Origin of the sequence: Shewanella vesiculosa (assembly GCF_009994065.1) — a bacterium.
In the GTDB taxonomy this organism is placed as follows: domain Bacteria; phylum Pseudomonadota; class Gammaproteobacteria; order Enterobacterales; family Shewanellaceae; genus Shewanella; species Shewanella vesiculosa.
Map to the genome: position 1 here is coordinate 271,285 of NZ_JAACSD010000005.1, position 21,613 is coordinate 292,897.

The window sequence follows — 21,613 nt, forward strand, 5'->3', positions numbered from 1 at the left end:
ACCCTCAACACCTGCATCATCCAGCGTGATAAATGGTTGCTAACACCATTAATGTAATAGTTAATGGTGTTTAGATTAGTATACAATAGCGACCTATTTTTATTTGTTTTTACTGAGTCTGTTATGTCATTTACGTCGCTAGGATTATCGCCACTATTATTAGATGCGGTGAGTCAATCTGGGTATCAAACTGCTACTCCTGTCCAACAAGCTGTGATCCCACTAGCGCTAGATGGCCGAGATGTGTTGGCCAGTGCCGAAACCGGTACCGGAAAAACAGCCGCTTTTGCTTTACCGTTACTCAGCCATTTAATGGCCCAAGATGATGCGGATTTACCATCATCACATCGTTTACGTGCATTAATCATGACACCGACCCGTGAGTTAGCGATTCAGATTGAACAAAATTTAGTTAAATACAGCCAATTTATTAATCTGATTAGCTTAGCTGTGTATGGCGGCGCGAGTATAAACCCTCAGCGCAAAGCATTAGAGCAAGGTGTCGACATATTGGTCGCTACCCCAGGGCGTTTGTTTGACATTATTGGTCAACATGAATTGGATTTATCTTTTGTCACTCATTTAGTGATTGATGAAGCAGACCGTATGCTCGATCTTGGCTTTGTGAAAGATATTGAAAAAGTGAAGCGCTTAATTGCCAGACAACATCAAACCATGATGTTTTCTGCTACTTTTTCTGAAGAAGTTAAAACCCTAGCAGCTAAAATGCTAAACAATCCTGAATATGTTCATGTTGAAACCCAAACCACAGCGGCTAATGTTGTCCAGCAGGTGTATCAAGTCGACACCCGTCGTAAAGCCGAGTTGTTATCTGAATTGATTGGCAAGCATAACTGGCAGCAAGTGATGGTGTTTACCAGCCGCAAAGAAACCGCCGATCATTTATATCGCGAGTTAAGCCTAGACGGTATTAAGTCATCGGTATTTCACGGTGATAAAAGTCAAGGCGCACGCAACCGCGCCCTAGAAGAGTTTAAAACTGGTCAATTACGCGTGTTAATCGCTACCGACTTGGCCGCTCGAGGGCTTGATATTCAAGCGTTACCAAGAGTGATTAACTTTGAATTGCCTGAAGAATGTGAAGATTATGTTCATCGTATAGGGCGCACTGGCCGTGCGGGATTAGGCGGTGAAGCGATTTCGCTGGTCAGCCCGCAAGAGCTTGAGTTACTTGCCGCAATTGAACTACTTATTGGACAGTCTTTACCGTTACAGGTGCCAGTCGGATATGAAGAAGGGGCGCCACTACCAGCTAGATACCGGGATGTGGCGATTGAGAAACCTAAAAAAGTACTTAAGTATAAACGGGGCAAGCCATCGCAAACTGATGCTAAGCCGACTCGTAAAGGTAAATATTCTAAAGCGAAAAAATGATCACTAAACCGATTAATACCAATATCATTACCGGTTTTCTGGGCGTGGGTAAAACCACACTCATTAGCCAGTTATTAGCGCATAAACCCAAAGATGAAGTGTGGGCTGTGCTGGTTAATGAGTTTGGCGAAATAGGCATAGATGGTGGATTGTTAAATGCCACAGTCGGTGATAATCACGCATCTGAATCATCAAAAAAACAGCCTGCTGTGGTGATAAAAGAAGTACCCGGTGGTTGTCTTTGTTGCGTGTCTGGCTTGCCAACACAAGTGGCGATAAATCAGCTTATCCAACAAACAAAACCGGATCGATTACTCATAGAACCCACAGGGTTAGGTCATCCAGCCGAAATTGCTAAGTTGTTAACATCTGAATATTATCAGCATGTTATTAAGCTACAAACCAGTATCTGCCTAGTGGATGCCCGCAAAGTTGGCGATCCACGCTATCAAAACCATGATACGTTTACACAGCAATTACAGCTGGCTGATGTGCTACTTGCTAACAAAGCACAGCTTTACACCGCAAACGATCATCTGCAACTGCAGCAATTCCTCAGCAAGTTATACTTACAACACACGCCACTTATCACAGTCGCTAATTACTTCACTGATATTGACTTGATCCAGCAGATTTTGGCGTACTTAAATGTCCCGACAAAGTATCGTTGTCCAACAACGGCACAACGCTTATTGGGCCGAAAATCGCTTGCAGATAATTGGTTTTCGAGCGAGCCACCACTGAGTGATATTGATGCCGCTGAGGTTTCTGCTAGTGGTTTTATTCACAAAACCAATCAAGGTGAGGGTTGCTACAGCAGTGGGTGGATATTCTCCGCGGTGCATTGTTTTCAGTTTGAGCGCTTTATGGCCTGGATTGACACGGTTAAAATAGATAATGTATTGAGGTTAAAAGCGATAGTGATCACTAGCGACGGAGTATTAGGGGTCAATATGGTTGATGGCTCGTTAGCGCTAAATGAGCTTGATGATACTCTAGACTCACGGGTAGAAATTATTAGTGATATACCACTTGAGCATCAAAAGTTGCAGCAACAGTTACTGGCGTGTTTATTGAACTAATTTTATTAAATTAGCGTTAATAGGACAACTTGATTGGGGGGAATAATTCGTTTCATGACGCCAATTAACCTTGAGTTCGGAAATTAGCGTTAAGTATGGTAACAAAAAATAAGGGCATTGATATCATATCAATGCCCTTATTATTTTCGCTATTTACTCTGATGGCCGGTTAATTTAACGGGTACATTCTTCTAGTAAATATGCTAAATGGCGGTATGAAATACCACTGTGTTGGGTTAAGCCTACCTCACACATTCTGTTGGCGTAGTAACCTTCTTTAGTTTCAGCAGGGATAAGCTTTTTAATGTTACGCAATGCGCTGGCATTAATTTCAGGCTTATAAAGCCCTTTCTCACCAGCATAACCACAACAAGTAATGTCTGCTGGTAACACGACGTGGTTAGCACACGCATCAGCAATTGCCTGTTGTTTAGGTTCTAATTTCATCTTACGGGCACTACAGCCTTGGTGTAAAGTGACATTAGATTTCTTGGTTATGGTCATCTTAGGTAGCATCTCGTCGTGCATAAACTCGACTAAATCGGTTATTTTAACCTTAGGATTACCGGTTAAGGTACGATAGGTACAAGACAAAGCATCAACAATAATAGGCACCTTGCCATTATCTGACTGTTTACTCAGTGCATCAATCAGTTCATCACGCTTAGCATCGGCGTTTTTAAAATCACCTTTTGATTCCCACATCTGACCGCAACATAAATGGCGGGTGTTTTCTGGGATGATCACATTGTAACCAGCCCGTTCGAGCAAAGTGATAACGACTTCAGGTAAGGTGCGGCTATCAGGATCTTTTGGTGTTGGACCAAAGGTTCTGCCACCGCATGCTGGGAAGTATAAAACTGTTTTCTGACCCGGTTTGTGAGCCGATGGTTTTGTAACTTTACCGCCTTTAGGGAAGTCAGGGTTCCAATATGGCACTTCTTTGGAAATCAAGCGTCCTACTTTCATCAAGGAGTTAGTAATGCTATCGCCGGTTATTTTGTGCACAATGCCTAAAATATCGAAACCTGTACTGATCACTTGGTTTACTGCGCCAAAATGTTTGGCTTGGAAGTCGAGTACTTTTTGCTCTGTGGTAGTGATGTAGGGGGTACGCAGTTTACGTACTAACTGACCCATACTGTTATCAACTGGGCAGGCAATAGTACATAACTGACACGCTGCACACGTATCAACAACATCATATTTAGCACTGGCACGCATTTCGGCTGCGGCTTTTTTATCACCAGATTGCTCTAAACGTTCAATTTCACGTAGTACCGCAATTCGTTGTCGTGGAGAGAAGTTGAGTGCCGAAGTCGGACATGTTTTCTCGCAAAAACCACACTCAATACATTTGTCGACGAAATCATCAACAATAGGGCAAGGTTTGATGTTTTTAACATGTACCAAGCTATCATCGTTAAGGATAACTCCTGGATTTAACAGTTTACTTGGGTCGAATATTTGTTTGATTTGCTTCATTAACGTGTAAGCGTCAGTACCCCATTCCATTTCAACAAACGGGGCTACAGCGCGACCGGTACCATGTTCTGCTTTCATCGAACCGTCGTACTTATTGATCACCATGTCAGCGACATCTTTCATAAAGCCTTGGAAGCGATTGATGTCATCTTGTGAGGCAAATGTAGGCGTGATAATAAAGTGGAAGTTACCGGCTAAGGCATGGCCATAAATTACCCCTTCAGGGTAACCGTGCTTATGGAACAAGGCGGTTAAGTCTGACGCTGCACTGGCTAAATGCTGTAATTCGAATGCTACATCTTCAATAATGACGGATGTACCTTTTGGTCTTGCACCACCAATAATAGGGAATAAACCTGAGCGCATTGCCCAATACTGGCCAAATACCACTGGATCATTACTAAATTCTGTTGGGCGTTCGGTGTCAATATGGGCAATTTTTTGAATAACATCTTCAGTGTATTTCACTAATGTTTGTGGATCATTAGCGCGACACTCAATCAATAAAATAGCCGAACCTTCAGGTAAATCACTTAACCACTTCGGCATACCGGTTTTACCGGTAACCGACTTAATTGATGCCCAGTCAAGCAATTCTGCTGCGGCAACACTATCGCCTTTAATAGGGGGAACCGCTCTGGCGGCATCTTCCATATTAAAAAATACTGCCATGGCAGAAGCCTTAAATTGCGCTTCTTCAACTGTGTGATAAGTCACTTCATTAACAAACGCGAGTGTACCTTCCGAGCCAACAATTAAGTGATTAATTAAATCGAATGGGTCACTAAAATCCACCAGTGCATTAATGCTGTAACCCGTGGTATTTTTAATTGAGAACTTCTTACGGATTCTGGCTGATAAGGTTGGATTGTTCTTTGTGAGCTGTGCTAAATCGGTTAATGCTGCAAGTAACATTGAATGCGATTGACTAAATGCCGCTTTAGAATCTGGGCAACCCGTATCGAGTTCAGTTCCATCGGCGAACATTAACTTAGCAGACTTAATTGTTTGATAACTGTTTTGAGCCGTACCACAACACATGCCAGATGCGTTGTTTGCTACCATACCCGCAATTTGAGCCGAGGCTAATGTTGCTGGATCTGGGCCAATTTTTTTATTGAAGGGTTTTAATGCCATGTTGGCATCAGAACCAATGACTGCTGCACCTAGAGTGATCGATGTTTTATCTTCACTAATGTCTATGTTTCTAAAACCATCATGACCCAAAATAAGTAAAATGCCTTCACCAATAGCCTGGCCAGACAAACTGGTGCCCGCGGCGCGGAAGGTCACAGGGACATTATGTGCATTGGCAATATTGAGGGTTATTTTAACTTGTTCTGGAGTATCAGCATGTACCACAATTTCAGGTACAATCCGAAAATAACTGGCATCTGTAGACCAAGCAAAACGACGCACTGGATCGTTAGATACGGCCTGGCTTCCCAGTTGTGACGTTAACATGTCCATCACTACTTGATAATTAATCGTCATAATATGCTCTCTTAATATTTGAATATACAGCAGGAATAGTGTGCCTGCTGTATTGTTATCGTTAGAATAGAAGCCACTTTACAGTGAATTAAAATCCACCCCAGAGAACGGCAATGGTACCTGCGACTAAGGCATATCCAATTGCGATAGGCATTGTTTTACGAATAATTTCAGATTCACGTCCAGCCATACCCACAACTGTTGCAGCAGCAACAACGTTCATGACACACATCATGTTACCCGCATTTGCCCCAATACCTTGAAGTGCGAGTGCGATGGCGTGATTCATACCAATATTGTCGGCAACAGAATACTGTAGGCCTGAAAACATCATGTTTGAGAAGGTTGCAGAACCAGACAAAAAGGCACCAAAAATACCGACGATAGGCGAAACCCAAGCCCATACTGAGCCCATGCTATTAGCCAATAAGTCCGCTAAAGCCACAGGCATTGAAGCTAGACCTGCACCATTTTCACCTGAGTTAAGGAATATCTTCACCATAGGTACAGATGCACCGAGTGAAATAATGGTAGGCAACATCGATTTGCACGATACGGTAATTGATTGCTTCATCGTGGCAGGTTTCATTTTAAATAACATAAAACCGAATAAACACACGACGACAAAGAAAATACCAGGCGCATACAAGGTTGCAAAACCTGCTTTAAGCTCGGTACCTAATAAACCCGTCCAACTGATATTAAAGCCGAGTAACCAGGTTTTAAATGGAACAACCACGCGGGATAAAACTAACAACGCGGCCATAATGATGTATGGAGACCAAGCGGCAATTTGTGAAAATTTAACTGGTGTTTGGTTTAGGGCTATTTCTTCATCTGATTTATGATCGTTTTCGCTGAAGTCACACCAAGGTTTTGCCGGCAGTAACCAGCCTTTTCTAGCGACAGGGATAACTAACGCCATGCCCACAAGAGCACCAATAACGGATGGGAATTCAGGGCCTGCAAAATAGTTAATTAACCATGCTGGTATCGTAAAGGCGAAACCTGCAAATATGGCGAATTTCCAAACTTGTAAGCCTTCTTTGATTGATTTGTTTCGACCAAAAAAGCCAGTTAACACACACACCATCACTAACGGAATTAATGTACCCGTAAATAAGTCAATGGTGATCATATGTTTAGCGATAAACTGTGCGTAACCTGCAAAAGTGCCACCATGTTCAGCAATTTGCGCTGCTGCCATGTTAACGCCGCCTTCAGTTAGACCTTGCTCCATCCCAAATAGAACTGGTAAGCCAATTGCGCCAAATGATACCGATGTTGAATCCGCAATCAAGGCGACTACTGCAGCTGCAATAGGGGGAATACCGAGTAACACTAGCAGCGGTGCACCGATTGCTGCAGGTGTGCCAAAGCCAGCGGAACCTTCAATAAACGAACCAAACAACCAACAAATAATAATGACCTGAACACGTGCATCGGCACTAATGTTAGTAAAGCCTGAACGAATAGTGTCCATGGCGCCAGAATATTTAAGGGTATTTAATAAAAACACCGCGCCAAAAATAATGGTTAGCGGTGTTAGTGCAGCAAGAAGACCTTCAACAACCGAAGCGGCAAGAAGTTGTGTATCCATTTGCCATATAAACATTGCTACAAGGCCTGTAGCAACCATTGATATGGGCATTGCTTTGGACGCTGGTAAGCGCATAAGCACCAAAAATACCATTACGCTAATAATGGGGGTTAAGCTTGCTAGTATCTGTAATATTGTCATGCATACCTCGAATCACTATAAGTGGGTATTGAATTGTTATTATTTGTTAGCATTTGGCTAACTAGGGCGTAATAGACGTTATTTAAGTGTTAAGGATGTTGATCGAGATCATCTAATACACGAGAAAGTGTAATCGTCGACAGAACTGTGAGGCGAGTCAGTATGAGGTTATTAAGTGCGTGTTTGAGATCACGCTTTTTAAGGATGCAACAGGTCATATAGAGTAAACCAAACGAGTTTTCGATTGGCTTTACAATATAATTAATTAGTATTTGGTAATGTGAAGAAGCTCACTGGAAAGGGAGGTTGGCTGTGACTTAGATCAAACTGTTAGAAAAGTTTACTGCCCCAGCCTAATTTATTGCGCAATACGTGAAAATAATTATGTCCTTTGGGATGAATAAGTCTTAGGCGTTCATTTGAACGGCGAATTAAGATTTCATCACCAGGTAATACCGCTAAATGGACGTGGCCATCACAACTGACCTCAAGGTTTTCACCGTTATCAGGTGACACGACTAATTTAATCGTACTGCATGCATCGACGACTATGGGGCGGCAAGACAAGGTGTGCGGGAACATGGGCACTAAAATCAGAGCTTGTAGATTAGGGGTTAAAATTGACCCACCTGCTGATAATGAATATGCCGTAGAACCTGTTGGTGTCGAGACAATCATGCCATCTGCGCGTTGGCTATACATAAATTGGTCGTCAATATACACTTCAAACTGGATCATATGAGCAATTTTGCCCGGATGGAGCACAGCTTCATTCACCGCGGTATTACTTGCGGTTATTTTTCCGTGGCGATGAACTTCGGCCTCGAGTAAAAAACGGTTTTCGGTTTCAAATTCGCCGCCAAGTACTTTGGATAAAGCTTCTTCGAAATTATCAGGTGGCAAATCGGTTAAAAAGCCTAAATTACCTCGGTTTACCCCAATAACTGCCACGTTGAAACGTGCTAATACCCTTGCGGCACCCAGCATATTGCCATCACCGCCAACGACGATAGCTAGATCACAATGCTCACCCATTTCAAGCAGGTCCATTGAACAAACATCAGGCCCCAGCTCTGAAGATACCCGTCCTTCAACGATAACTTTAAAGCCCTGCATGCTCAACCAATGATGCAATCGGGTTAACGTGAGGTTAGTCCCTTGATGATGTGGTTTGCCGATGAGTCCGATAGTCTGGAACAATTTAGTCATATTCGCGTTTGTTATGCCTTTAGGCCTTGAAACATAAGAATTGATCCCCATAATATACTCAAACTTATTAGAAGTGTGAGATTTGCTGTTAATTTTCAGCAAATGGCCACTTTATTTATTGTCGTAGAATACGAAATAACGCATTTATGAGCTGGAGCGAACATGAGCAACGAATCGAACAATACATCGCAAGATCAAGTAGAAGATCAAATTACTTCTGAAGTCGCGGCTGATGAAGTTAGTTTGATGGATGAATTAACCCAAGCAAATTTTCGTATTGAAGAATTAGAGCAACTACTGGCAGAATCTGAAGCTGCGTTAGCTGAGCGTAAAGATGTTGAAATGCGCGCAGCAGCAGAAACACAGAACATCCGTACTCGCGCGGCAAAAGATGTCGAGCAAGCGCGTAAGTTTGCCTTAGAGAAGTTTGCTAACGAACTGTTACCTGTCATCGATAATATGGAACGTGCCTTACAGGGAACCAATCCTGAAGATGAAGCCACCAAGGCGATTTATGAAGGTGTTGACCTGACAATGAAAGGCTTTTTAACGTCAGTGGCTAAGTTCGGCGTAACCCAAGTTAATCCTCAGGGTCAAGCATTTAACCCTGAACATCATCAAGCTATCGGTATGCAGCCTAGTGCTGAGTTTCCAGCTAACACTGTGATGATGGTCATGCAGAAAGGGTATTTACTGAACGACCGTTTATTGCGACCTGCTATGGTAATGGTATCTCAAGGCGGTGCAAGTGTGGATGTTGAAGCTTAACGTTTAAGCCGATACAAGGTCGAAAGACTGAATCAATAGACACAAAAAAGGACTGAATTTTCAGTCCTTTTTTATTAGCATCATCAGCGAGTCATGCTCATAGCACACGTAACCGCCGTTAAACCTTAGCCATAAAGGCTTGGATTTGGGCTAAAATACCTGCTGCATCGAGTTGCAGATCTGCGATTATCTCATCTGGCGCACCGTGCTCAATAAACTCATCAGGTAAGCCAATTTGTAACACGGGTTTCACAATCCGCATTTTATGTAATGCTTCAATCACTCCTGAGCCTGCACCACCCATAATCGCATTTTCTTCTACCGTTACAATAACATCATGGCTGTTGGCGAGTTGTTCAAGCAAGCTTAAATCCAGTGGTTTAACAAAGCGCATATCAGCAACCGTGGCATCCAGCTTTTCAGCCGCATCAGTCGCTGCTTCAAGTGTGGTACCAAAGTTAACAATCGCAATTTTCTGACCTTGTCGGGTTAATACCCCTTTACCGATAGGCAATGCCATCATACTTTCTACTTGTTCAGCACCCGTGGCAAAACCGCGTGGATATCGCACCGCCGTAGGACCATCTTGGTAACAATACCCGGTATAGAGCATTTGGCGACATTCATTTTCATCTGATGGCGCCATAATGATCATATTCGGAATACAGCGCATAAAGCTTAAATCGAATGCACCTTGATGGGTAGGGCCATCGGCTCCCACAATACCGCCGCGATCAATAGCAAATAATACCGGTAAACGTTGCAAAGCTACGTCGTGAATAAGTTGATCGTATCCGCGCTGCAGGAAGGTCGAATATATGGCGACCACAGGCTTTAGTCCTGCACAGGCAAATCCTGCGGATAAGGTGACCGCATGTTGCTCGGCAATCGCAGCATCAAAATATTGGCTTGGGAAGCGTTGTGAAAATTCAACCATGCCAGAACCTTCGCGCATAGCAGGAGTGATAGCCACTAACTTCTCGTCTGTGGCTGCCATGTCGCATAACCATTTACCAAACACTTGTGAAAACGTAGGTAAACCTGGTTTAGTGGTCGGTTTCTTAAACAGGCTTGGATCAAATTTAGGCACTGCGTGCCAGCCGATAGGATCTTTTTCAGCAGGTTCATAACCACGACCTTTTTTAGTCATGATATGCAGTATCTGTGGACCTTTGAGGTTACGCATATTACGCATGGTTTCAACGAGCGAATCGACATCGTGACCATCTATAGGGCCAATATAATTAAACCCTAGTTCTTCAAATAGCGTTGCAGGCACAACCATGCCTTTAAGGTGTTCTTCAGTACGCTTAGCCATTTCTTTAATGACTGGCATCCCTTTAAGGACCTTTTTACTGTTCTCTCTAATGGTGGTATAAAAACGTCCTGACATCAGTTGTGCTAAGTGGTTATTCAGTGCACCAACGTTTTCAGAAATCGACATTTCGTTATCATTAAGTACCACCAGCATGTCATTGTGCAAGTCGCCCGCATGATTAAGGGCTTCAAACACCATACCGCCTGTCATGGCGCCATCACCAATGACGGCAACCACTTTACGACCCACAGCTTCTTTTTCAGCAGCGATCGCCATACCTAATGCTGCACTCACAGAAGTGCCTGAGTGGCCTACGCTAAAGGTATCGTATGGGCTTTCTTCACGCCATGGGAAAGGATGTAAGCCATTTTTTTGGCGAATGGTGTGCATCTGTTCGCGACGATCAGTGAGTATTTTGTGTGGATAAGCTTGATGGCCTACGTCCCAAATTAATCGATCGAATGGGGTATTGTAGACGTAATGAAGTGCCACAGTTAATTCAACTGTGCCTAAGCCAGAAGCGAAATGTCCGCTAGAAATACCAACAGACTGAAGTAAGAACTGTCTGAGTTCATCAGACACTTGTGGAAGTAAACCTTGAGGTAACTTCCTCAATTCTTCTGGTGTATTAGCTTTTGCTAGTACTGGGAATTTAGAAATATCGAAGCTCATAGCGAGATTGTCTGACTCTTTATTATAATCTTCGCTCAATAATGTAGTGGGCGAAGTCTGCAATTAACTGGCTATTGTATGGTAATTTAGTCAGCGCTGATAGTGCATCTTGTATTAGTTGTTCTGCACAGGCTTTGGCACCATCGAGACCGAGTAGTTTCGGAAAAGTGCTTTTATTCGATTGCTGATCGCTGCCTTGGGGTTTTCCTAGCTCTTCAGTGCTTGCGGTGATATCTAAAATATCATCCTGAACTTGAAAAGCTAATCCAAGCGTGTGAGCGTATTTCATCATGAGTTGATAGTGCTCATCGGGTATATCTGCAGCAATCAACGCGAGCTCTACGGCACAAGTAATTAACGCACCGGTTTTTTTATTATGTAATTCGGTTAATCTTTCTATATTGATACTGTGATCGGTAGCACTAAGATCAATTGCTTGTCCACCACACATGCCTTGGTACCCAGAGGCTTTGGCAAGTGCTCTCACCATGGCGATTTGCTGCTTTGGGTGTAAGTCATTGCTCGGAGCGGTGATAATTTCAAACGCTAATGTTTGAAGTGCGTCTCCAGCAAGAATTGCAGTGGCTTCATTAAAGGCAACATGTACCGTGGGTTGACCACGACGAAGTGCGTCGTTGTCCATAGCCGGTAAGTCATCATGTATTAAAGAATATGCATGAATACATTCAATGGCTGCGGCAGCTTTATCCAGCGCATTGATATTGACACCCAGCATATCACCGACACTGTAGACCAAAAATGGTCTAATGCGTTTACCGCCTAATAATGCCCCATGCAGCATGGCTGCTTTTAAATCTGGGGCGGCATCATCAAGCAAAGTTAAATGCTCGTTAAGAGTAACATTAACGCGCTTTTGGTATGTTGTTATCGCTTCAGCTAACACGTATCAAGACCTATTATTTAATACACACTCTGTGACGATTATTCACTTTCAACAGTGAATGGCACAAATTCAGCATCATCTTCATTTAGTAATATAGAGACTTTTTGCTGTGCTTGTTCAAGTTTTGCTTGGCTTTGTCTGACTAACTTAATACCACGCTCAAATTGTTTAAGCGCGTCATCCAGAGACACTTCGCCTTGCTCTAAATGAGCAATAATGGTTTCAAGTTCAGTTAATGATTGTTCAAAACTGAGGTTTTCTGGTTTTTTTGCCACAATTAATATTCCTTTCATTACGCGAGTGACAAGGTATATCAGCCCAGCGTATCGGTCAAATACAGTCGCTGGATATTTGCTCAACAGCACGCTTTGTTATTGAATTTTGTTTAGAATGTGCAAAAACAAGCTAAACTTGAGCCGAGTTTGTCCGATAACAAGTCATAATTTAAAATTGATAGCATAAAATAGTATTGAAACTGTTGCTGTAATACATAACGATGGGCAATATAGTTAAGCAACAATATGCCCCGTTGTTCAGGTTATACAGTATGTGCTCACAGCACGATAAAGCGGCACAAATAGGCAGCGCAATGACTGCGATTGAGGAGAGGTTGTGGATTTAGCTACCCTAATAGGTATTATTGGTGCTTTTGCATTTATTATTGGTGCGATGGTGACTAGTGGTGGTATCGGATTATTTATCGATGTACCGTCAATTTTGATTGTTGTTGCTGGCTCATTATTTGTTGTGATGATGAAATTTAACCTAAAACAATTTTTAGGTTCGATAAAGATTGGCATGAAAGCCTTCATGTTCAAATTAGACAAACCTGAAGATTTAATCGAACAAGCTGTCACCATGGCTGATGCAGCCCGTAAAGGGGGCTTCTTAGCATTAGAAGAGGCGGTTATAACTAACAGCTTTATGCAGAAAGCTGTCGATATGTTGGTTGATGGCCATGATGGCGATGTCGTGCGTAATGCGCTAGAAAAAGACATTACCTTGACAGAAGAGCGGCATAAAACCGGTATTGGCATTTTTAAAGCCATGGGTGATGTAGCCCCTGCAATGGGAATGATTGGTACACTTGTCGGCTTGGTGGCGATGTTATCTAACATGGATGATCCAAAATCCATTGGGCCATCAATGGCGGTCGCTTTGCTAACGACACTTTATGGCGCAGTGATCGCCAACATGATCGCTATCCCAATGGCGGATAAATTATCATTACGTATGAACGAAGAATTGCTTAATCGTAATCTTATTATGGATGCGGTATTAGCTATTCAAGATGGACAAAATCCACGGGTGATCGAAGGCTTCCTGAAGAATTATTTGGCTGAAAAATTAAGAAAAATCGATACAACGGACGGAGAGTAACTCATGGCTAAGGCCAAGTGTGATTGTCCACCAGCAGGCGCCCCCATGTGGCTTGCCACCTTTGCAGACTTAATGTCATTGCTTATGTGCTTCTTCGTGTTGTTATTAGCGTTCTCTGAAATGGACGTGATGAAATTTAAGCAAATTGCCGGTTCAATGAAGTATGCATTTGGGGTGCAAAACAAAGTTGAAGTAAAAGATATCCCCAAAGGCACCTCTGTTATTGCATTGGAATTTCGCCCTGGTCGACCCGATCCCACGCCTATTGAGATCATTAATCAACAGACTAATGAAATGACTCAACCGACCATAGAATATCAGGCCGGCGAAGATGACAATGCTGGCGGAACCCAAAAACAAAGCGGTGAACAGCGTGGCGGTAATGCCGCAGCAACAGCGCAGCAAGAAGCTGAAGCGGTTAAAAAAGATGCTGCATCTTCACAAGAAAATATTAACGAGCAAGTTAAGAAAATGGCTGAAAAGCTTAATGAAGAAATCGTCGATGGTGCGATTGAGATTGAGTCTTTAGGTCAGCAAATTATTATTCGTATTCGTGAAAAAGGCTCGTTTGCATCTGGTTCTGGCTTTTTACAACCTAAGTTCAAACCCATAGTGCGCTCTATTGGTGAATTATTAAAAGATGTTCCCGGGGTGATTACGGTATCCGGTCACACTGACGGGGCCGACATTAGTAATGAGCTGTACAGTTCAAACTGGGAGCTATCAAGTCAACGTGCTGTTTCCGTAGCTCATGAGTTAAGAAAAGTCCCCGGCTTTGATGAGACACGAATGAAAGTGGTTGGAGAGGCATCTAATCGGCCCTTAGTGGCTAATGATTCTAGTGAGAATAGAGCAAGAAATCGTCGCGTTGAAATTTCTATCGAGCAAGGTAAGCCTAAAGAGTCGAATGAAATTGTAGTCTCGCAATAGTAACAACTCATCAGTTTACATCATTATTAGCGCAGTCTATGAAGGTTAAATAGATTGCGCTTTTTTGTGTCAAAAATGTGCTTTAACAGCCGTTTCATTTACAAAAAATAGATAAAAAAGTGAATATGTTTGGTTAATAGACATCATTTGGTATAATTGGCAGATTATTGCATAAGTTATGCTATTTACTGGATTATCTACACATCTAGCAAATAGATCTGTGTTGTTTTTTAATTTATTATCAAGGCATTACTGTCCTTTTTACTTAGCAAAACCGAGTGTGGTGCTATTTGATGGTGATACCTGTGGAACCCTGATGAAGTTTATTGTAAAGCTGTACCCTGAAATCATGATGAAGAGCAAGTCTGTAAGAGTGCGCTTTACTAAGATGCTCGAAACCAATATCCGTAATGTACTAAAAAACGTCGATGAAGGTGCCAAAGTTCTGCGTCAATACGATCGTATTGTAGTCAAGGTACCAATTGATAAACCGGAATTGTGTGATGCATTTGCAGACCGATTATCTTGCATTCCAGGTATTGCTCACATCGTACAGGTCAGTGAATACAGCTTTGATTCTATTGATCATATTTACCAGCAAACATTACCAATATACCGTGACGAAATTGCCGGTAAAACATTTTGTGTTCGCGTAAAACGTTCTGGTAAGCATGATTTTAATTCAATTGATGTTGAGCGATATGTGGGTGGCGGATTAAATCAGCATACGGATGCACTAGGGGTAAAACTTAAAAATCCAGATGTGACCGTTAATCTTGAAATCGATCAAGATAAGCTTTACATGGTCGAACGCCGTATAGAAGGTCTGGGTGGTTTCCCAATGGCAACTCAAGAAGATGTGTTGTCGCTTATTTCGGGTGGTTTCGATTCTGGTGTATCAAGTTTTCAGTTTATTAAGAAAGGTGCGCGTACTCATTATTGTTTCTTTAATCTAGGTGGCGCTCAGCATGAGATAGGTGTTAAGCAGGTGGCTTATCATTTATGGAAAAAATATGGTGAGTCGCATAAAGTACGTTTTATCTCTGTGCCATTTGAGCCTGTTGTTGAAGAGATTCTTGAGCGTATTGATAATGGTCAAATGGGTGTAGTACTTAAGCGTGTAATGATGCGAGCAGCTACTCGAATCGCTGATAAATTTGGTATTCAAGCCTTAGTTACCGGAGAAAGCTTAGGACAAGTTTCTAGCCAAACACTGACTAACTTAAATGTGATTGATCGGAGTACTGAGTTACTGATTTTACGTCCGCTGATCACAATGGATAAACAAGATATTATTAATCAGAGCCGTATTATTGGCACTGAAGATTTTGCGAAGTCGATTCCTGAGTATTGTGGGGTTATTTCACAAAAGCCTACGGTTAAAGCGATATTGTCTAAGGTTGAAGCCGAAGAGATGAAATTCTCCGAAGACTTAATCGAACGGGTGGTTGCATCTGCTGTCGTGATGGATATTCGTGATATAGAGGCTGAAATGAATCAACAAGTTACCGAGACCGAAACGGTTAACAATGTGGCATCAGGTGAGATCATCATTGATGTTCGCGCTCCAGAAGAAGAAGAGCGAAGCCCATTATTGATCGATAATGTGATGATTAAAGCGATTCCATTCTTTAAATTAGCGACACAATTTGCTGACTTAGATAAGTCTAAAACGTATTTATTGTATTGTGACCGTGGGGTTATGAGTAAATTGCAGGCTTTATACCTTGTTGAGCAAGGCTATACGAACGTTAAAGTGTATCGCCCTTAACCACAGGAGCGGTTTGCGCGTGTGTTGGCCGCTTTTATCTGTATGAGTATTTAGGTCATAGCAAGTTGAATCAGCATACTTTTTAAGTTTGCATGTAACAGACGTAAAAAAACCGCATTGAATGCGGTTTTTTTTATTGTTTGGATAACAGGCTAAATCACAATCGTATTAGTTTGCTTGGACCACTTGTGAAGTTTTTTGTTGTTGTTCATTGTCAGCAACAAGAATGCTGTTAACATCGTTATTAATATCGATTTGCATGGCTTCAATACTTTGCGATAGTTCAGCATGTAAATCGGCCATATCGATAGGTTCTAGTTCAGTTGCTTGGGCTGTTGATAATCCGATGATGGATGTCAGCGCAACTGCAAACAGAGTATTTAGGTTGAACATAGGGGTGAGCCTCCAGGCTAATGAATCACATTTGGCGGACCATCCCAGTTACGTCGTAGAGAGTGTCCAACGGTATTTTTAATGCTGCTAATTTAACCAAACACAGTGTTCTTTACAAACGACAAAAAATAACCATAATCATTAGAAAAACTAATTATAAACCGAGAGATTGATCACTATGTCTAGACGATTACCTCCTTTGAATGCAGTTAAAGCATTTGAAGCTGCAGCAAGACATTTGAGCTTTACCCGCGCTGCAGAAGAGTTGTTTGTCACTCAAGCTGCTGTGAGTCATCAAATTAAGGCGTTAGAAGATTTTTTAGGGCTAAAGCTGTTTAGACGTAAAAATAGATCATTATTGTTAACAGAAGAGGGCCAAAGCTATTTTCTGGACATTAAAGATATTTTTATTGAGCTAGGAGAAGCGACTAATCGCTTGCTTGCTCGTAGTGCCGTCGGTTCGTTAACTGTGAGTATGTCACCGAGTTTTGCTATCCAATGGTTAGTGCCGCGTTTAGCTAAATTTAGTGAAAAAAATCCTGATATTGATGTTCGTATTAAAGCGGTAGACAGTGATGCAAGTTCGTTAACTGATGATGTTGATGTCGCTATCTATTATGGTCAAGGAAATTGGCCGGGTTTACGTGCAGACAAATTGCGTAATGAAGTGCTTATTCCGGTATGTTCGCCACTCTTACTCAATGGTCCTAAGCCACTAACCCTACCGAGCGATTTGAAGTTTCATACCCTACTGCACGACTCTAACCGTCAGGATTGGCAGGCATGGTTTAGGCAATGTGGCGTGACAGATATTAATGTCAATCAAGGGCCGATATTTAGCCATTCTTCATTGGTATTGCAAGCTGCAGCGCATGGTCAAGGGGTTGCTTTAGGTTATAGCGTACTTGCTCGGCCAGACATTAAAGCGGGGCGCTTAGTGTGTCCGTTTTCTGAAGTATTGGTTAGCAAAGATGCCTATTACTTAGTCTGCCAACAAAACCATTCTGAAATAGGCAAAATTTCAGCCTTTAGAGAGTGGATGGTGGACATGTTTGCAGAGGAGTCTCGAAGTGAGCTGCTTACCGGATAATACCAGGATGTTGGCCCACGACTCCCTATTACAAGGCCCTAAAAGTGATACTTTGATTGTTTTTGCTCATGGTGCGGGTGCCAATATGCATCATGAGTATATGGCGACGATGACGGATAAGTTAATCGCGCAAGGCTATCAAGTGTATCGATTTAATTTTTTGTATATGCAAGCCAATATGCAAGATGGAAAACGACGTCCGCCTGATAGAGCGCCTAAACTCCTCGCGCACTATGAACAAGTGCTACAGGACATTAAGCAAAAAATCGCCCTTGGTCAGATCAACTGTCAGCGAATCATCCTGGTGGGTAAGTCTATGGGCGGGCGGATGTCAGCGACATTGACCAGTACCGATTATCAACGACAACAGCCCGGACTTGATGATGTCATGAGTAAAGTGGCAGCCATAGTCTGTTTAGGTTACCCGTTTATTCCCCTCAAAGGTGGCGAACCGCGTCTTGATCCTATTGTGCATAATGCTCTACCGATGTTAATTGTGCAGGGTGAGCGAGATAAGTTTGGCGATGTTCAGCAAGTGCCTACATGGACGTTAGGCGAGCATACTCAAGTGTGTTGGATTGGTGATGGTGATCATAGTTTGCAACCGCGAAAATCGTCAGGTTTTACCCTCGAGGACAATCTTAATCATGCTATTGAGTACATTCGGCAGTTTATTTCGCAATTAGGCTAATGCTTAAGTGCTATATGGTTTGTCTATTATGCTGATATCGGTATCAACGCCAGTAGCAACTTAATTACAGCTCTGATACACATGGTGATGGCTTAAGTCTCGAAAATGAGCTTGCTTCGGTAGTATGATGGATGATTAGTTTATGTTGTATGAGGTTAAGTAAGATGAATAAAGGTCTATTACTCTTTGCCACTTTTAGTGGTTTTCTGGCCGTAGCACTGGGGGCTTTTGCTGCTCACGGACTTAAAACTATCGCCCCACCAGAGCTGGTGAACATTTTTAAACTCGGGGTCGACTATCAGTTTTATCATACCTTCGGATTGATTGCTTTGGCTTTTTCTGCCCATTGGATCCCATCTAAGTTGATCAATTGGGCTGCTTATAGCTTTATTGCTGGGATAATATTTTTTTCAGGTTCGTTATACCTTTATGCTTTTACGGGCGCTAAATGGATTGGTCCAATTACGCCAATCGGAGGATTATGCTTCTTAGTCGGTTGGTTGTTATTTGCCGCGGCAATTTGGCATACAAAATCGCCTGAATAATGGCTTGGGTAAATTCTCCCACCTCGAGTATTTTTGGGTATAATGGCGGGATTATTATCTCGCGGTTATGCGAATATCCTTACGCTAAGGCTCCAAATGAAAAACCTATTCCTATTTTGTCGCTCAGGCTATGAAAAAGATTGTGCGGCAGAAATTCAACAACGTGCTGCAGAATTAAACGTCGGTGGCTTTGTAAAAACAAATCTCAACGATGCTTATGTTATCTATCAATGTTTTGATGATAATGGTGCCGATACGTTAGCCAAGGATTTAGCGCTTAGTTCATTAGTGTTTGCGCGACAAATGTTTGCTGCCGGTGAGTTGTTGACTGATTTACCTGAACAAGATCGCGTTGGGCCGATTGTGGCTTCACTTGCCCAATTGTCAAAGTGTGGCGAGCTGCGTGTTGAAACACCTGATACAAATGAAGCTAAAGAATTATCGGCATTTTGTCGTAAATTGACCGTACCGCTTCGCCAAGGGCTAAAAAAGAGTGGCGCATTGCTCAATGCTGAAAATGACCGTCGTCCAATTATTCATGTGTGTTTCATTGGACCTGGTAAAGCGTATGCGGGGTATTCCTTAAGCCATAATAGTTCACCACATTTTATGGGGATCCCGCGCTTAAGAATGGCTACGGATGCGCCGAGTCGCTCAAGCCTTAAGTTAGATGAAGCCTTCGGTGCTTTTTTAACTAAAGAAGAACAAGAAACTCGCTGTCGCAGTGGCCTAAATGCGGTTGACTTAGGGGCTTGCCCTGGTGGTTGGACCTACCAATTAGTTCGTCGTGGCATGATGGTTGCGGCCATTGACAATGGTCCTATGGATCCAAAATTGATGGAAACCGGCCAAGTGAAGCATTACCGTGCCGATGGCTTTCGTTTTGAGCCGCCACGTAAAAATATTTATTGGTTAGTGTGTGACATGGTTGAAAAGCCTGCTCGTGTTGCTGAGTTAATGGAAGCATGGGCAATTAATGGCTGGTTTAAAGAAGCTATTTTTAATCTTAAATTACCAATGAAGAGCCGCTATAAAGAAGTGAGCACTATCTTAGAAACCATGGCCACCATTTTAACTGAAAATGAAATCGATTTTAAAATGCAGTGCAAACACCTTTATCATGATCGTGATGAAGTGACGGTACATTTATGGATTTTCCCAGAAAAGGGTGTGAGCTACGCATAAGCATGCAATAGTATCGCTAACAAAAAGCCCCTTATGCATTAGTGCATAAGGGGCTTTTTGGTGAATGGCTGAGCAGATTAATCGCTGATGAGCTGAATAAACCGTCAGCCGTACGCTTAGTTCTAGACTAAACGATCCAGTACTGCTTGAGTAAAATCGGTCGTGCCGTGAGTACCGCCTAAATCGCGAGTCGTACGATCGCCTTCTTCTATCACTGCCGATACTGCACTGCGGATCATTTCAGCTTTATCAGACATGCCTAGGTATTCTAGCATTTGAATCGAGGCTAAAATAACGGATGTAGGATTGGCTAAGTTTTTGCCTGCAATATCAGGAGCACTGCCGTGTACCGCTTCAAAAATCGCAGCATCGCGACCAATATTTGCGCCCGGTGCCATGCCTAAACCGCCCACTAGACCTGCACATAGGTCTGACAAGATGTCACCAAATAGGTTTGTCGTCACGATAACATCAAAGTTTTCAGGATTCATAACCAGTTTCATGCAAGTAGCATCAACAATCATTTCTTCAGTGGTAATGTCTGGGTAACGTAAGCTCACTTCACGTGCCACTTTCAAGAATAAACCTGAGGTTGATTTCATGATGTTAGCTTTATGAACGATAGTCACTTTTTTACGATTTTCTTTACGTGCAAGCTCGTAAGCAAAGGTGGTGATTTGTTCTGCGCCTTGACGGGTAATAATACTCGTCGCTTCTGCAGTTTGACCATCATCAGAGATTTTTTGTCCTAAACCTGAGTACATACCTTCAGTGTTTTCACGCACGGTAATAATATCAATGTTTTCATAACGCGCTTGAGTGCCTTTAAATGAAATCACTGGGCGCACGTTGGCATAAAGGGCAAACTTCTTACGTAAGCTCACATTAATAGAGGTAAAACCTTCTCCCACAGGAGTGGTTAACGGACCTTTAAGAGTAATCCGGTTTTTCTCGATAAGATCTAAAGTACGTTGTGGTACTAATTCACCGTGCTTTTCTAACGCCGTTAACCCTGCATCTGCAAATTCATATTCAAAGTTACATCCTGCTTTGTCGAGGATTTTTAATGCTGAATCGATAATGCTTGGGCCAATCCCATCACCTGGGATCACGGTTATTGTACGTTTTGACATGAATAGTCCTTCCACGGTTGTGGTTACTGCAATTGATAGACCGTATACATGACACGGCTAGGTGACGATAAAAAGCGTCGTTTTTCTGCGGCGTATTTTAACGACTTTTAATGTTTATTTACAGAAAATAGTGAGTATTATCACATTAATTCCGTTATTTTTAAGTCAATTCTAATTTGATTGTTTTACTATGAACCTTTATTACAAATTGTTTACGTGTAAAGCATCTCAAGGCTGAATGATGTTGGTCGGTTTATGTTTTATTGTCGTGCATTAGCTTATTCGGTGAGCTTTTTTTATATAGACGACCTTGGTCGAATGCAATGCGTTAAATCGATTACAGACTGCTTAAGTCAACTGTTGACTCGTTAAGATTAAAGATGATCTATTTACGAGCCCATTACGATAATCTGTTCCAGTTATGGAC

The 21,613-nt window shown here is 42.3% G+C and carries 18 protein-coding genes; 10 read left to right on the top strand and 8 right to left on the bottom strand.

Annotated elements, in window-relative coordinates; genetic code table 11:
- The first annotated feature begins 123 nt into the window (after positions 1 to 123).
- Positions 124 to 1,395 (top strand): DEAD/DEAH box helicase, encoded by a 1,272-nt coding sequence (locus tag GW828_RS05885; protein WP_182698122.1) that lies wholly within the window; start codon positions 124 to 126, stop codon positions 1,393 to 1,395.
- Positions 1,392 to 2,477: a CobW family GTP-binding protein gene (locus GW828_RS05890; protein WP_273057761.1), complete on the top strand. Its 1,086-nt coding sequence runs from the start codon at positions 1,392 to 1,394 to the stop codon at positions 2,475 to 2,477. The genes GW828_RS05885 and GW828_RS05890 overlap by 4 nt, the downstream gene beginning before the upstream one ends.
- A gap of 174 nt (positions 2,478 to 2,651) precedes the next feature.
- Here GW828_RS05890 and GW828_RS05895 read toward each other — a convergent pair whose 3' ends face one another.
- The 3 genes from GW828_RS05895 to nadK all read right to left on the bottom strand — a co-directional run bounded on the left by GW828_RS05895 (position 2,652) and on the right by nadK (position 8,406).
- The gene (locus GW828_RS05895) at positions 2,652 to 5,456 is read right to left on the bottom strand and encodes an FAD-binding and (Fe-S)-binding domain-containing protein (protein ID WP_273057762.1); all 2,805 of its coding nucleotides are present in this window, start codon (positions 5,454 to 5,456) and stop codon (positions 2,652 to 2,654) included.
- An 88-nt stretch (positions 5,457 to 5,544) separates the two neighbouring features.
- Complete coding sequence (locus GW828_RS05900; RefSeq protein WP_273057763.1) at positions 5,545 to 7,197, bottom strand: L-lactate permease; 1,653 nt, start codon at positions 7,195 to 7,197, stop codon at positions 5,545 to 5,547.
- 330 nt (positions 7,198 to 7,527) lie between these two features.
- Entirely contained in the window at positions 7,528 to 8,406 is an 879-nt protein-coding gene (nadK, locus tag GW828_RS05905; protein WP_124017949.1) for an NAD(+) kinase, read from the bottom strand.
- A 162-nt stretch (positions 8,407 to 8,568) separates the two neighbouring features.
- Between nadK and grpE the strand changes: the two genes are divergently transcribed.
- Complete coding sequence (gene grpE, locus GW828_RS05910) at positions 8,569 to 9,174, top strand: nucleotide exchange factor GrpE (protein WP_124017950.1); 606 nt, start codon at positions 8,569 to 8,571, stop codon at positions 9,172 to 9,174.
- Between the two features lie 118 nt (positions 9,175 to 9,292).
- Here the strand turns inward: grpE and dxs are convergent, their stop codons facing one another.
- The 3 genes from dxs to xseB are packed head-to-tail and all read right to left on the bottom strand — an operon-like array spanning position 9,293 to position 12,343.
- The gene (gene dxs, locus GW828_RS05915; RefSeq protein ID WP_273057780.1) at positions 9,293 to 11,164 is read right to left on the bottom strand and encodes a 1-deoxy-D-xylulose-5-phosphate synthase; all 1,872 of its coding nucleotides are present in this window, start codon (positions 11,162 to 11,164) and stop codon (positions 9,293 to 9,295) included.
- Positions 11,165 to 11,186: 22 nt separating this feature from the next.
- Positions 11,187 to 12,068, bottom strand: a complete 882-nt coding sequence (gene ispA, locus GW828_RS05920) for a (2E,6E)-farnesyl diphosphate synthase (protein WP_182698119.1) — start codon at positions 12,066 to 12,068, stop codon at positions 11,187 to 11,189.
- 38 nt (positions 12,069 to 12,106) lie between these two features.
- A complete protein-coding gene (gene xseB / locus GW828_RS05925; RefSeq protein ID WP_273057764.1) occupies positions 12,107 to 12,343 on the bottom strand; it encodes an exodeoxyribonuclease VII small subunit in 237 nt (78 codons plus the stop codon).
- A 337-nt stretch (positions 12,344 to 12,680) separates the two neighbouring features.
- On the opposite strand from xseB, the gene pomA reads away from it, so the two are divergent.
- The 3 genes from pomA to thiI all read left to right on the top strand — a co-directional run bounded on the left by pomA (position 12,681) and on the right by thiI (position 16,149).
- A complete protein-coding gene (gene pomA / locus GW828_RS05930; protein ID WP_124017953.1) occupies positions 12,681 to 13,448 on the top strand; it encodes a flagellar motor protein PomA in 768 nt (255 codons plus the stop codon).
- 3 nt (positions 13,449 to 13,451) lie between these two features.
- Positions 13,452 to 14,378 (top strand): flagellar motor protein MotB, encoded by a 927-nt coding sequence (locus GW828_RS05935; RefSeq protein ID WP_273057765.1) that lies wholly within the window; start codon positions 13,452 to 13,454, stop codon positions 14,376 to 14,378.
- Positions 14,379 to 14,694: 316 nt separating this feature from the next.
- Positions 14,695 to 16,149, top strand: coding sequence for a tRNA uracil 4-sulfurtransferase ThiI (gene thiI, locus GW828_RS05940; protein ID WP_124017955.1), 1,455 nt, complete (start codon positions 14,695 to 14,697; stop codon positions 16,147 to 16,149).
- A gap of 168 nt (positions 16,150 to 16,317) precedes the next feature.
- Here the strand turns inward: thiI and GW828_RS05945 are convergent, their stop codons facing one another.
- Positions 16,318 to 16,542, bottom strand: a complete 225-nt coding sequence (locus GW828_RS05945) for a hypothetical protein (RefSeq protein ID WP_124017956.1) — start codon at positions 16,540 to 16,542, stop codon at positions 16,318 to 16,320.
- A gap of 178 nt (positions 16,543 to 16,720) precedes the next feature.
- On the opposite strand from GW828_RS05945, the gene GW828_RS05950 reads away from it, so the two are divergent.
- From GW828_RS05950 to rlmM, 4 genes are all read left to right on the top strand, one after another.
- Positions 16,721 to 17,632: a transcriptional regulator GcvA gene (locus GW828_RS05950; RefSeq protein ID WP_124017957.1), complete on the top strand. Its 912-nt coding sequence runs from the start codon at positions 16,721 to 16,723 to the stop codon at positions 17,630 to 17,632.
- Entirely contained in the window at positions 17,613 to 18,323 is a 711-nt protein-coding gene (locus tag GW828_RS05955) for an alpha/beta fold hydrolase (protein WP_420542416.1), read from the top strand. Before GW828_RS05950 ends, GW828_RS05955 begins: the two co-directional genes overlap by 20 nt.
- A gap of 164 nt (positions 18,324 to 18,487) precedes the next feature.
- Positions 18,488 to 18,868 (top strand): DUF423 domain-containing protein, encoded by a 381-nt coding sequence (locus tag GW828_RS05960; RefSeq protein ID WP_124017959.1) that lies wholly within the window; start codon positions 18,488 to 18,490, stop codon positions 18,866 to 18,868.
- A 96-nt stretch (positions 18,869 to 18,964) separates the two neighbouring features.
- Positions 18,965 to 20,053, top strand: coding sequence for a 23S rRNA (cytidine(2498)-2'-O)-methyltransferase RlmM (gene rlmM / locus GW828_RS05965; protein WP_124017960.1), 1,089 nt, complete (start codon positions 18,965 to 18,967; stop codon positions 20,051 to 20,053).
- A gap of 122 nt (positions 20,054 to 20,175) precedes the next feature.
- On the opposite strand, the gene GW828_RS05970 is transcribed toward rlmM, so the two are convergent.
- The gene (locus GW828_RS05970; RefSeq protein ID WP_124017961.1) at positions 20,176 to 21,186 is read right to left on the bottom strand and encodes an isocitrate dehydrogenase; all 1,011 of its coding nucleotides are present in this window, start codon (positions 21,184 to 21,186) and stop codon (positions 20,176 to 20,178) included.
- Positions 21,187 to 21,613: the final 427 nt, after the last annotated feature.

Excerpts from the sequence above, each read along its gene's own strand:
- GW828_RS05885 (WP_182698122.1), top strand. The coding sequence starts at position 124 with ATGTCATTTACGTCGCTAGGATTATCGCCACTATTATTAGATGCGGTG.
- GW828_RS05890 (WP_273057761.1), top strand. The coding sequence starts at position 1,392 with ATGATCACTAAACCGATTAATACCAATATCATTACCGGTTTTCTGGGC.
- GW828_RS05895 (WP_273057762.1), bottom strand. The coding sequence starts at position 5,456 with ATGACGATTAATTATCAAGTAGTGATGGACATGTTAACGTCACAACTG.
- GW828_RS05900 (WP_273057763.1), bottom strand. The coding sequence starts at position 7,197 with ATGACAATATTACAGATACTAGCAAGCTTAACCCCCATTATTAGCGTA.
- nadK (WP_124017949.1), bottom strand. The coding sequence starts at position 8,406 with ATGACTAAATTGTTCCAGACTATCGGACTCATCGGCAAACCACATCAT.
- grpE (WP_124017950.1), top strand. The coding sequence starts at position 8,569 with ATGAGCAACGAATCGAACAATACATCGCAAGATCAAGTAGAAGATCAA.
- dxs (WP_273057780.1), bottom strand. The coding sequence starts at position 11,164 with ATGAGCTTCGATATTTCTAAATTCCCAGTACTAGCAAAAGCTAATACA.
- GW828_RS05935 (WP_273057765.1), top strand. The coding sequence starts at position 13,452 with ATGGCTAAGGCCAAGTGTGATTGTCCACCAGCAGGCGCCCCCATGTGG.
- thiI (WP_124017955.1), top strand. The coding sequence starts at position 14,695 with ATGAAGTTTATTGTAAAGCTGTACCCTGAAATCATGATGAAGAGCAAG.
- GW828_RS05945 (WP_124017956.1), bottom strand. The coding sequence starts at position 16,542 with ATGTTCAACCTAAATACTCTGTTTGCAGTTGCGCTGACATCCATCATC.
- GW828_RS05950 (WP_124017957.1), top strand. The coding sequence starts at position 16,721 with ATGTCTAGACGATTACCTCCTTTGAATGCAGTTAAAGCATTTGAAGCT.
- GW828_RS05960 (WP_124017959.1), top strand. The coding sequence starts at position 18,488 with ATGAATAAAGGTCTATTACTCTTTGCCACTTTTAGTGGTTTTCTGGCC.
- rlmM (WP_124017960.1), top strand. The coding sequence starts at position 18,965 with ATGAAAAACCTATTCCTATTTTGTCGCTCAGGCTATGAAAAAGATTGT.
- GW828_RS05970 (WP_124017961.1), bottom strand. The coding sequence starts at position 21,186 with ATGTCAAAACGTACAATAACCGTGATCCCAGGTGATGGGATTGGCCCA.